Origin of the sequence: Alteromonas macleodii (assembly GCF_903772925.1) — a bacterium.
GTDB classification, from domain to species: domain Bacteria; phylum Pseudomonadota; class Gammaproteobacteria; order Enterobacterales; family Alteromonadaceae; genus Alteromonas; species Alteromonas macleodii_A.
This window is the reverse complement of the sequence record NZ_LR812090.1, coordinates 4,401,155-4,413,032: the sequence shown is the minus strand read 5'-3', so window position 1 is coordinate 4,413,032 and position 11,878 is coordinate 4,401,155. Positions and strand designations below refer to the sequence as shown.

The window sequence follows — 11,878 nt, the reverse complement described above, 5'->3', positions numbered from 1 at the left end:
TCTCGTCTAAGACATCATATTTCCCCGACTCATTTGCCACTAGTTGTTCATTAAATCTGAGCGAATAAATCTTGTAAGCAAGTTATCGCGGCGCTGATTTTGGCAGGCATAAGATCACGCTTCGGCGTAACCGCATAAACGGTATAGTCAGGCAATTCCCATTCTGTGAAAAGCTGCTTCATCTCACCTGATTTGAGTAAGTGTCTTACCTCTGGTTCAGGCAGTACGGCGTAGCCCAGATTATCTTGGGTAAGCTTAATCAACGTCTGCATTGAATTTACATCAATTCGCTGAGAATCTAATTCAAACTCGCCCTTGCTTTCATGCTTCATCACATAGTCTTCAATATGTCTGTGCACTATGTAGGCATGACCGTTTAACTCTTCTGGTGACGACAAGTTTTCACTAGCTAGTGGATGCACAGTGGAAACACATAGAATTCGCTCCCAAGTAGCAAGCTTTAAACTACTAAAATTAGTGTCAGAAACGGGAGCAAAGCAAAGAACAAGATCGGCGCTTGAAGCAATAATATCTTTAGGTTCGTCGGTAACAGTCAATGATATTGTGATTTTTGGAAATTCTTCGCACAGCTTCTTTAATGGTTCACTTAGTAAGCCGCCACCAAAACCTTCAGGTGCGATAATGTTGATTTTACCAGTAGGGTCGTCTTGAAGGCTTTCAATTTTCTGCTGAGCCAGTTCCGCAGTTTGCAGCATTTGCTTGCTGGTGTCGTAGTATATACGTCCGGCTTCAGTGAGACTTAAGCTTCGAGTGTTTCGGTTAAAAAGGCTAAGCCCAATATCATGTTCGAGCTTTCGTAACTGTTGGCTAATTGCAGAAACAGTCATGTGTAGCTCGCGGGCTGCAACACTCATGCTACCGCTATCTGTCACCGCAATAAAAACCTGAAGAGAGCGAAGTAATTTAGTATTCATGGCGCAGTTAAGTCCTTCTATTGGCCGAAATCTTGTAGGCCTATATTTGTAGCAAATTAACGACGTTAATGGGCGAATTTTACCTCAGTTAGACGTTAATGAGCGTTTTTAGCTGCGCTCTTTACTCAATACTTACATAAACAGTGCTTTCAAAATAAATTAAAGCCTTACGTAAGAATGAATCAAGGCGGCTAGAAAAATTAAAAGCTCTCTAGTCGCCGATTTGGGGGGCTAGTTAACGTCAACTCTGCGCTAACTAGTTTAGGGGGTAGATAATGAAATTACCGGATAGTTCTGACTAAGTTTATAGTGTTAGTTGCAAGTTTAACTTCAACCAGAAATACAATAAGCGCACTGATTAGAAACATCATTGCTAAAATGAATAGCACTATAATTGGCGTTTTCAAATCGACCACCCAGAGTGACCCGGAAAACAGCGCCATAATAACTGTACAAACCATAAGCCCTGAAGCGACACAAAGCCCAATTGCCCAGTTTATAACTTTAACCCTGCGCCACAGTACTTTTATTTCTTTTTTAGAGCGGTCGACAATATGTGGGTCTGACAAGGTATGAATTTGTCTTTCTGCAACTCTAACCCTATCTGATATTCGCCCCAACCGAGACGACATAACGTTTAGGAACCCCGCAATACCGGTAAGTAAAAATACAGGGGCCACAGCAAATTCGATAAGCTGTGAAAGACTCGGAATAAGTGTGTCCAATGATTCCTCCAGCGAACATGGTTTTGTTTTAGTGCAATGGTGTTTAACTAATTGCTTAACTTTTTCACAACGCGCTGCCTACGTATGTGCAGTATTTATGGCCGTGTGTAGTCATTAAGTAAGGTAACTACTCATTGCATTTACAAGGTTTTTAGCCAAGTTTATAGCAAAGGCAGCAAGGATTACGCCAAGGGTTTAATCACATAAATGGCTTAGTTGTCTGAACATTGCAATAGTTTATCGGTTTTTAACCCATTCTTTCTCTAATTAACGATACACTAGCCCTAATTGCTAAAACACATTTGTCATCATAAGGATAGATAATGCGCTTTGCCCCAAGCTTTCCACTTTCATTACTGACTACGGTACTATTGTCGTCTGCCGCTATCGCTCAAGAACCCAATGAAATAGAAAGGATAGAAACTACGTCTTCTCGTATACAGGGCAGTGTGAACGCTTCTGGCTACGCGGTATCGTCCATCTCAGAAGAAACCCTTTCACTGCTTTCATTTCAGCATATTCAAGAGTCGCTTAACTATATAGCGGGGGCAGGCGTACAGCGTGGTAACGGACAAGAGTATCTACCAGCCCTTCGTTCACCTGTATTAACCGGTGCAGGAGCATGCGGAGGCATTTTAGCAGCAGAAGACGGTATCCCGCTTCGAGCAGCAGGCTTTTGCAATATTAATGAGTTGTTTGAAGCCCATGGCGAGCTTGCTGAGCGTATAGACGTAATAAAAGGCCCGGCGTCAGCGCTTTATGGGTCTAATGCTATTCACGGTGTTATTAACGTAATCACGCCAGATACTACGCAAGGCGACGGCTTGCTAAGCGCTGATTATGGCTCCTACGGCTTTCATCGCATTAAGCTTAAAGAAGGAAAAGACTTCGGTAGTAGCGGTGTGGGTATTGCGGCTAGTGTAACTCGCGACACTGGCTACAGGGATGAAGAAGGCGTTGACCAAGAAAAAGTTTCGCTTCGCCACCGAATTGAGTGGGATAACTCGGTTATTACAAGCGGCCTTACCTATACCCATTTAGATCAGGAAACAGCTGGATACATAGTTGGGTTTGAAAGTTACAAAGACACGCAATTAGCGAAAAGCAACCCTAACCCAGAGGCGTTTCGAAAGGCAGAAAGTTTCAGGTTATGGAGTAAACTAGATACCACTTTTAATGGCGGTCACGCCCTTTCAATTACACCTTATGTGCGCAACCAAGATATGCGTTTTCGCATGCATTTTCTGCCTGGAAAGCCTCTTGAAACAAATGCCCAGCAAGGGTTTGGTGTACTGTCCCAATTCAACTACGTTATCAATGACAGCCTAAGCGCAGATGTGGGGGTAGACGTTGAATATACTGAAGGTGAGCTCACACAATCTCAAGACAGCGTTACCGAAGGGTCTGCGTTCTTGGTGGAAACCATACCCGTAGGTAAACACTATGATTATGATGTAGATGCTAGCTTACTCGCGCCGTTCTTTACTTTTAACTGGCAAGCAGAACGTTGGGCTATTTCTGCTGGCGGGCGTTTTGAATCCATGAAATACGACTACACCAATAATATGAACGTAGGTCGTGTACGTGAAGATGGCACCGAGTGTGGGTTTGGCGGCTGTAGATATTCAAGACCTGCAGACAGTGAAAACAATTTTGATAATTTCAGCCCAAAACTCTCGGTCCGCTATCAATTAAATGAGCAAACTCAGTTGTTTGGGGGTGTTGCAAGAGGGTATCGCGCTCCTCAGGCTACCGAACTGTATCGTTTACAGCGCGGGCAACTTGTAACGGATCTCGATTCTGTAACCGCTGACAATATTGAGGTGGGCATAACTGGCGTGGTGTCTGACGGTAGCTATACGCTAAGCCTTTACAGCCTGCAAAAAGACAATGTTATCTACCGCGACAGCGACTTTTTCAATGTGAGTAACGGCAAAACCTGGCATAGAGGAGTAGAGCTAGCTTTTGACCAAAAGCTAAGCGAGGCGCTGCGCTTAGACTTTGCTGGTACGTACGCAAGGCACACTTATGAACACAGTCAACTTTCAGGTGAGCAAGACATCAAAGGCAATGATATCGACACTGCGCCCAAGCTTCAGTTTAACGCTCGCTTAAGCTTTGATGTGTCGAAATCGATACAAACTCAATTAGAGTGGCAGCATGTTGGACGCTATTTTAGCGACGCTGAAAACCTAAACGAGTACGAAGGGCATGATTTAGTGCATGCTCGCGTGAGTTACAGTGTGAGTGACGATATTACGCTATATGCCCGGGTGAATAACCTATTTGATACGGACTACGCTGAGCGCGCTGATTTTACCAGTTTCACTGGGCCGCGTTATTTTCCTGGGCGCCCTCGGAACTACATGATTACGGCGTCCTTTGCCTTATAAATTTAAATAGATATATGTAATAGATAACTATTAGTCCCAAAAATACAGACTATTGCCGTGATCCGCTTGTACCCCACGAGCTTCAGGCGTAGTCTGTAGCCATCAGCATGGGTTTCAGTCATGCCATGTATAGCGCTTTTAACGGTAAGGCGGTATAGGTGGAATGATTGTTAATAGGTATACCCATGCAAAAAATAGTAATTGTTGGTGGCGGTGCTGGTGGTCTTGAATTAGCCAGTCGCTTAAGCCGCACCCTCGGGAGAAAGAAACAAGCCGAAATTACCCTTGTCGACCGCAGTCGAACCCATATCTGGAAGCCGCTCTTACATGAAGTGGCAGCCGGTGTAATTGATAAACATTCAGACGGTGTGGACTACGCAATTCACGCTGCGGCTCATCACTATCGTTTCCAATTAGGTGAAATGTGCTCGCTTAATGCGCAAGCGCAAACCATAACCTTGTCCCCTTTAATTGACGAAGAAGGTACACAGGTTTTACCTGAGCGGGAAATACAATACGACCAACTCGTATTAGCCATAGGCAGTGTGAGTAACGACTTTGGTACTCCAGGGGTTGCAGAGCATTGCTACTTCTTAGATTCACTTAGGCAGGCTGAACGCTTTCATAGAGCGCTTCTTAATCAGCTTATCCGAATCAATCAACAAGAAGACAAAGACGCCAAAATTAAAGTGGCTATTGTTGGTGCGGGGGCAACGGGCACTGAGCTGGCAGCTCAGCTTCACCATGTAGCGAATTTGTCGAAGGCTTATGGCATGCCAGAGATGTCTGCTTCTCGCCTAAAAATTTCTATAGTGGAAGCGGGCGATCGAATTTTACCGGCACTGCCGGAGCGTATTGCGAACTCTGCAAGAAAAGCGCTGCATAAGCTGGGTGTAGATATAAAAGAACAGACCATGGTCGCTGAAGCCGATGCTAAAGGGTTAATCACCAAAGACGGTGGACGGATAGACGCTGATTTAATGGTGTGGGCTGCAGGCGTTAAAGCGCCAGACTTCATAACAAAGCTTGAGCTTTTTGAAACAAATAGAGCGAACCAGATCCTTGTTGATAAGCAGCTTCGCAGTACAACGCAGCAAAACATCTGGGTGTTGGGTGATTGCTGTGGCTTCCAGCAAGAAAATGGTAAGTGGGTGCCGCCTCGGGCGCAGTCGGCTCACCAAATGGCAGATATTGTTGCACATAATATAACGTCGCTATTTACCCAAAAAGACACGAAAGACTTTACCTATAAAGATTATGGGTCGCTGGTTCATTTAAGTAAGTACAGCACGGTCGGAAGCTTAATGGGCTCGTTATCTAACAGTAGTATGTTTATTGAAGGGCGCTTAGCTAAGCTGGTATACGTCTCTTTGTATAATATGCACCAATTTGCGGTACACGGGAAAATCAAAGGCGCCCTAAAGCTCCTTGTCAAAAAATTAAGTCAGGCCATCAGTCCTAAGCTAAAGCTTCACTAATCGCCGACATACAAGAAAGCCCCGAAGTTGGGGCTTTTTTAATACTCATTTTACTTCAATCGCTTTTCCAAAAAACCGTTCGAGCGTCTAGTCTGTAAAAAAGCATCGTTTAATGGTCGATAAAATACGCTAAACCCCTCTACTAAATGCGTTAAATACTCTTATAGTTTAAATAGGAAGTTTGAGAAATAGCTTCTAGCTTTACCTTGTTTTATTGGTTGAGGACGTACCCTTTGCGCGTGTCATACGTATTGCTGGCTTTTATGTTGCCAGCGCTATTTTCATCACTGATTACCGTCTCTGTTTCGGGAGAGGAAAGAAGTGTTCGAAATATGGCGAGCCAAGGGAATAGCGCCAGTGAGCTTTCAACCCTTATTAGCAACTGTGAAAGCGGTACTTATGAAATATCTGATGATGATATTGATGATGGCCTTCCAGTATTTAATATTATCAACAGCGTTGAGAAATATCGCTTTTCGGCCAAGTCAACAGTTGATACAAACGCCTCTAACAAGCTGCGCGCTAACATCATTCGAGGACCGCCTTCTTTCACTTAATCACTTAAAAAACTTATTTTTTTACTTTTGATTAGGAGAAAGGTATGCACGCCTTACATCTATATAAAACCGAATCTATCGATACACTGGCATGGCCGGTCGTTGAAAACACCATTACCGTTAATTCATCTGCCATGGCTGTTTTCACAGACTTTAAGCAGCACCTACCACATGTTCTAGATGCCCGAACACCCGCGACAAAAGTAGAGTCGATTATGCGTCAATCTCATGTTCGTATGATGCTGGTGGTGAACAGTGAAAATCGTTTCATTGGGATTATTACCAGTCATGATGTAGGTGAACAGCAAATCATACAACGTTTAAGCGAGCTTAAAGTTAAACGCGAAGAATTAACGGTTCACGATTTTACGCGCCCTAAAACGTCGCTCATGTCTTTTGACTATACAGAGCTAACGCATTCATCGGTGGGGGATGTGATAGAGACGCTTAAAGATTATGGGCAACATCACTGCTTGGTGATGGACAGAGACAGTCACGAAGTTCGGGGTGTTATCAGTGTGAGTGATATTGCTAGAGAGCTGCGCTTGCCGCTAGATATTCAAGGGCGCCCTACATTTGCAGAACTAATCACTATTCTTGCTGCGTAAATTTTAATTATCCATTGTTAGCCCACTCTTTTACTACGTGTTGTATAAACAGCACGTAGTAAACCTTGCCTCAATTATCGGTCGCAACTTTTTTGTCTTTCGCGAAATTGGTACACATTTCGCAAAATATCGCATAGTTAGCAAAACATCTTGTTGAGATTGTTTGATGAAACGAGGCGAAATTATGAATAGATCACCATTCCCTACCAGTGTAGTAACCAAAGCATTCACTTGGGCTTATCAAGAACTTGGTTTAAATATCAAGCAAGCCTCTGAAATAATGGGTATTTCTCCTTCGTCACTGGCACAAACCACATTGCTTGGTTTTGAAAGCGGTACCGCAGAGTATCGCAAGCAACTTGCATTTATTCGTATGTATCATTTACTCATTTCATTGTCAGAAGGGGACAGTGAACAAATGAAAACTTGGTTTAGTAGCTACAATATTACGCTTGAATCGAGTCCTCTTGAAATGTGTAAGGAATATGATGGTATTGAGCGAGTAGCTGACCAGTTGCGTAAATTGAAACAGTCTGAAACTGGTAGAGGAAGCGCACTGACTGTTGTTGAGTTCTCTCACAATGCTAACACTTCAAAAATGGGCGCTATGCTTCATTAGTCTACCTGTCGCGATTTACTGTCAATCTCGATAATAAAGTCTGCACAGGTTTGCGCCTGAGTGATAGGTATCATGTGCCCTGCGTCAGGAATTACTTTCTGTACAGCCGAGTCTATTGCCGAAGTGACAGCTTCAATATGCTCATTTGGGTTTAAAATTGTGTCTTTTTCTCCATATAAGACGCCTACAGGACATTGAATTTTACCGTAGGATGACTGCTGTCTATGCAAACTGCCTTGTGCTGAAACAGTATCTCGGCTTCCTTCATAAAAACTGCGAGAATGAAGCGCAAGCAACCCGCCTCCTTCAACAGCGAATGAGATAGACACAGGTTCTGGATGAAAAATCTGCGCAACTTGTTTTCTACCGAGCTTTGACCTTAATGGGCTGGCAATGGTTTTAGCTACACTATTGCGCACAAATTCGTTGGGTATGTAAAGTATTGAAAGTGGGCCGGCACCGCCTTTAAGTGGCGTGGTCAATGGGCAAAGCAATGATACAGATTCAATGACGTTAGGTGCATCAATCGCCATTCTTAATGCAATACCGCCGCCCATTGAGTGACCCGCAATACTCGCTTTTTCAATGCCTTCTTTTTTCATCCATTCTAATAACATTTTACTTTGCTGCTCAAAGCTGGCTGATGTGTTTTTATATCGGCTAGAAAAACCGCTACCGGGGCGGTCAACAGAATAAACCGTGTAGCGCTGCGCGAGGGTTTTGGCTAATTCATTAAAATTGTTACTATTGCCCAGTAAACCGTGGATGAGTACAAGTGATGGCCCATTTCCTTGTTTCTGCCAGTGAATAATTCCTCCCTCGACAGGAGTAAGTTTTCCCGAGGGCCTAAACGATGACTCTATGCTGCTATCCATTTTTGCAGTAAACCAAATAAGACCTACAAAGATACAAATAACGATAAGTAAAGTAGTCAGCATGTTGTGTTTCCAAGGTAGGGGAGAAATTAACCTATCGGGTTACCTTTTAACGGTCAAGTAAGCGATGAGTTATAGTCGCAAGTCATTAGCGTCATGAAGACGCAGGAAAAATAATACGCCATGCCACTAAAAATATAGGAACTGATATGGAATTACCGATAACTCGCTCTATTTCGATAGATGAGGGCGAGGCCGATCTTCAGGCTATTCGCGCTCAAGGTAGCGGCGGGCAAAACGTTAATAAGGTAAGTAGCGCAATACATCTGCGATTTGATATCAATAAGTCGACGTTACCCGATAAGCTTAAAGCCAAATTACTGAATGCAAAAGATAGTCGCGTTACTAACGAAGGCGTTTTTGTACTTAAAGCACAAAATTTTCGCACTCAAGAACAAAATAGAGAAGATGCATTAGCGCGTCTTGTCGCGTGGATAAAGGCGGCAACCGTAGAACAAAAGCCGCGTATAAAAACTAAGGTAAGCCGAGCAGCTAAAGCCCGTCGTTTAGATGTAAAAAAACAACAGGGCGCGAAAAAATCTATGCGTAAGAAAGTGGAATTTTAAGCAAAACTAATCTAAAGTATAAAGCCTGTTAGATGTCATTTCGCAAGACAACGGAAAATTCTTACAATAACAAATGAATGTGTCTTGTGCTTGTGCTAATTATTGGAACTTAGGGAAGCATACAAAGTGACGCGTTCGAACGTAATTCCTATGGTGCTATTTGCAGCCATAGTAGTTTCGCTTGGGATTAATACACCGCAAGCCGCAAACGAGATTATTGCTCGTTTGTTTAATAAATCTATTTCTAATACCGAACTACAGCCTTCACAGGCGGATATTGATCGTTTTCAGTCTATTCTCACCGACAAGTCAGAAAAAGAAGTACGCGATATTTTGGCGCAACGAGCGCTTGGTAATAAAATTACCGAATCTGTACTGTCGGATTTCGCAAATAGAAACGCCATAGAGCCTAACGACAGCGAAATTCAGTCTGCTTATTCCGTTATTAAGCTATGGACCGTTGACTTAGATAGTGATGGCACTTATCAAGATGAAGAACTAGAGCGATACCGTCTTGCAATGGCTGAAGGTATGGCAAAAAGCTGGAAAGTATCTAAAGCGCTGTATGAAGCCTATGGCGGTGATGTGGTGTTTCAACAGGATAATCCTTTAACACCTGTAGGTGCCTACCAAAAACTGTTTGAGCAGTATCGAGAACAAGGTGAGTTTGTCATTTACGACCCTGTCTTCAAAGCCGCGTTTTGGAGTTCGGTAAAAATGAAATATGCTAAAACCTACGACCCCGAAAATATAGATTACTCTCTTCCCTGGTGGGAAAAGAGCATGACTGCTTCAGAAAAATAGCTTTGAGAAAGCCCTGTTTTTACAGGGCTTTTTTTGTTCTTCGCAAAAAAGTATCTCCCACAAAGGAATAAAACCTTTCGACTAATCGTTATCTCAGTGTCCTTTATGAAAAACGGAGATAATCGGATGAAAAAGTTAAATACTGCAATTGCATTGGCTTTAGGTATGGCGTCAACGTCAGTGTTGGCTCAAGAAGCAACCTTTTCGGCAAATACTTCAGCTAATGCTTCAACGTCAACATCGGTTTCTGTAACAAACGGTGCAAACACGCAATCTGCTGCGCAATCAAGTATGCAGACATCGGCACAAGGCGAAACAGTTACACAAAGCCAAATGTCTAACGAAAGTTCAGCTAACGCTAGTGGGCAGCTATCGATAAGCCAAGCAGGTAATGACTTATCAAGCGGACAAGAATTGAATCAAGCCCCTGAAGCCGGTAACGAAGCCAATACTGAAGACGGCACCGAAGGCAGCTCAGATCAAGCCGCGGCAGGTGAACTAGCACAAACGACTACTTCAAACACTAGCTTCTTAGTGAATAGCGCTCAAGAGTTGTCTACAAGCGTCGCATCTTCACTGGTTTCTAACTCGCAAGCTTCTCTTGAAGGCGTTGTTTTAGCGACATCAGACACGGCGAATACAATGACAGCATCGGTGGCAGGAACGCTTACGGGCAACGTATCTGGTTCAACATCAGTTCTTCCGTCAGCGTTAGGCACTGTTGAACCGAATTCAGAACCAGAAGGAGAAGTAGAAAACACTGCAGCAAGCATGGCCTCTGGAACCGTTCAAAACTCAGTAGAGGGTACCGTGAACAGCACGGTAACGGGTTCGGTAACCAATACTGTAACTGGCACTGTCGCTACCGCTGTCGACGGGGCGATTGCTGCAACGGTAGCAAGCAATGTAGGCAGCACGGTCAAGAGCACGGTAGGAAATACGGTAGAGAGTACGGTAGAGGGCACGGTAGGAAATACGGTAGAGAGCACGGTAGCGAACACTGTAGAGAGCGCAGTAGAGGCATCGGTAGCAAACACTGTAGAGAACACAGTAAACGACAACGTCGCTTCAAATATCTCGGGTGCGTTGGGCCTTTAACCTATGGACCTAAAACGTTAGGGGGAGGGAGAGCACTCCCTCCTGACCTCCTCGCACGACCCATTCATAGCTGAAAACAGCGAGTTTCACTTTCTCTGTAGTAGGTAGCAATAATGAAAACCACACCATTTCAACGTTCACTCAAGAAAACTTTATTTACCCTGGATAGTCGCAAATGCATAGCTCTTGCTGCGGCTACCGCATTAATAGCCAGCAATACAGCCTATGCAAGCAACGACGGTCAGTCAAAAGTAACTAACGATGCAAGAAGTACAGGTGAAGAGAAGCAAGCTATCTCGTTTTCAGGCTCTGGTTATTTGGGCTATCGACATGACAGTAATGTAAGTGTCAGTGAGCTCGACACAAATTCAAATGTGGACGACAGTGCTGTACAGTCAAAAGCACTGCTAAAAGTTTCAGTGAAGCCCACGAACAAGTGGGAAAATGAGCTCTCAATAAGTCAGGCAGATACCCGTTACCAAACCCTCAGCGAGTTCGACCTTGGGCTTACCACTTTATCTGCAAGCACTAAGTATACGTTAGACTTTGCAAAACTAGGTGCGCATTACTATCACGCCAGCGCTACGCTTGAAGGGCGCGATTTTCTTACCTATCAACAATATGGTTTGTCTGCGGGGAAACTGTTAGGGCAGAGAACTTATTTACGCATTAGTAGCGACCTTATCGACAAGAAGTTTGAGAATAGGCCTGAGGGCGCGCCAATTCGAGATAGTGAAGCTGTTGCCGTACGCAGCGACCTGTTTTACTTTTTTGAAGGTGAAGACTTTTTTCAAATTGCGCTTAAATACCAAAATGAAGATGCGCAGGACAACGCGTTCGATTACGCAGGTAAGGGAATTGACCTTGCCTACACTTATCCATTTGCGGTGTTTAGTAAGCCGCTTAAACTCACGGTTGCTTACCAGCTAGATATGCGTGATTACGCTTCAGTCCAAGATTCAGGTATAGGTAGGGAAGACGACAGACACCTTGTCGAAATGAGCGCAGACTACGCCGTATACGAACATGTAGATATAAGGTTGTCTACTCAATACGGAGATTACGCATCGAGTGTAGATGGAGCGAACTATCAAGAAACTATTGCTGAATTAGGCATTAACGTTCATTTTTAGTGAGCGTTAATGTGAATATGAATACGG

The 11,878-nt window shown here is 43.8% G+C and carries 12 protein-coding genes; 9 read left to right on the top strand and 3 right to left on the bottom strand.

Going from position 1 to position 11,878, the window contains the following annotated elements; translation table 11 throughout:
• Positions 1–50: 50 nt before the first annotated feature.
• Both PCAR9_RS18860 and PCAR9_RS18855 read right to left on the bottom strand, forming a co-directional pair.
• On the bottom strand, positions 51–935 hold the full coding sequence (locus PCAR9_RS18860) for a LysR family transcriptional regulator (RefSeq protein ID WP_179984920.1): 885 nt from the start codon (positions 933–935) through the stop codon (positions 51–53).
• Positions 936–1,216: 281 nt separating this feature from the next.
• Positions 1,217–1,660 (bottom strand): DUF2721 domain-containing protein, encoded by a 444-nt coding sequence (locus tag PCAR9_RS18855; protein ID WP_118491429.1) that lies wholly within the window; start codon positions 1,658–1,660, stop codon positions 1,217–1,219.
• A gap of 323 nt (positions 1,661–1,983) precedes the next feature.
• Here PCAR9_RS18855 and PCAR9_RS18850 point away from each other — a divergent pair, with 323 nt between their 5' ends.
• From PCAR9_RS18850 to PCAR9_RS18830, 5 genes are all read left to right on the top strand, one after another.
• Positions 1,984–4,053 (top strand): TonB-dependent receptor, encoded by a 2,070-nt coding sequence (locus PCAR9_RS18850; protein WP_179984919.1) that lies wholly within the window; start codon positions 1,984–1,986, stop codon positions 4,051–4,053.
• A 185-nt stretch (positions 4,054–4,238) separates the two neighbouring features.
• On the top strand, positions 4,239–5,531 hold the full coding sequence (locus PCAR9_RS18845; protein ID WP_179984918.1) for an NAD(P)/FAD-dependent oxidoreductase: 1,293 nt from the start codon (positions 4,239–4,241) through the stop codon (positions 5,529–5,531).
• A gap of 239 nt (positions 5,532–5,770) precedes the next feature.
• Complete coding sequence (locus tag PCAR9_RS18840) at positions 5,771–6,088, top strand: hypothetical protein (RefSeq protein ID WP_232091253.1); 318 nt, start codon at positions 5,771–5,773, stop codon at positions 6,086–6,088.
• Positions 6,089–6,132: 44 nt separating this feature from the next.
• On the top strand, positions 6,133–6,696 hold the full coding sequence (locus tag PCAR9_RS18835) for a CBS domain-containing protein (RefSeq protein ID WP_179984917.1): 564 nt from the start codon (positions 6,133–6,135) through the stop codon (positions 6,694–6,696).
• A gap of 184 nt (positions 6,697–6,880) precedes the next feature.
• Entirely contained in the window at positions 6,881–7,315 is a 435-nt protein-coding gene (locus PCAR9_RS18830; RefSeq protein ID WP_179984916.1) for a hypothetical protein, read from the top strand.
• Here the strand turns inward: PCAR9_RS18830 and PCAR9_RS18825 are convergent.
• Positions 7,312–8,253: an alpha/beta fold hydrolase gene (locus tag PCAR9_RS18825; protein WP_179984915.1), complete on the bottom strand. Its 942-nt coding sequence runs from the start codon at positions 8,251–8,253 to the stop codon at positions 7,312–7,314. The genes PCAR9_RS18830 and PCAR9_RS18825 overlap by 4 nt on opposite strands.
• A gap of 146 nt (positions 8,254–8,399) precedes the next feature.
• On the opposite strand from PCAR9_RS18825, the gene arfB reads away from it, so the two are divergent.
• The 4 genes from arfB to PCAR9_RS18805 all read left to right on the top strand — a co-directional run bounded on the left by arfB (position 8,400) and on the right by PCAR9_RS18805 (position 11,851).
• Positions 8,400–8,816, top strand: coding sequence for an alternative ribosome rescue aminoacyl-tRNA hydrolase ArfB (gene arfB, locus PCAR9_RS18820; protein WP_179984914.1), 417 nt, complete (start codon positions 8,400–8,402; stop codon positions 8,814–8,816).
• A gap of 126 nt (positions 8,817–8,942) precedes the next feature.
• On the top strand, positions 8,943–9,620 hold the full coding sequence (locus PCAR9_RS18815) for a hypothetical protein (RefSeq protein ID WP_179984913.1): 678 nt from the start codon (positions 8,943–8,945) through the stop codon (positions 9,618–9,620).
• A 126-nt stretch (positions 9,621–9,746) separates the two neighbouring features.
• A complete protein-coding gene (locus tag PCAR9_RS18810; protein ID WP_179984912.1) occupies positions 9,747–10,718 on the top strand; it encodes a hypothetical protein in 972 nt (323 codons plus the stop codon).
• A gap of 113 nt (positions 10,719–10,831) precedes the next feature.
• Positions 10,832–11,851, top strand: coding sequence for an outer membrane beta-barrel protein (locus tag PCAR9_RS18805; protein WP_179984911.1), 1,020 nt, complete (start codon positions 10,832–10,834; stop codon positions 11,849–11,851).
• Positions 11,852–11,878: the final 27 nt, after the last annotated feature.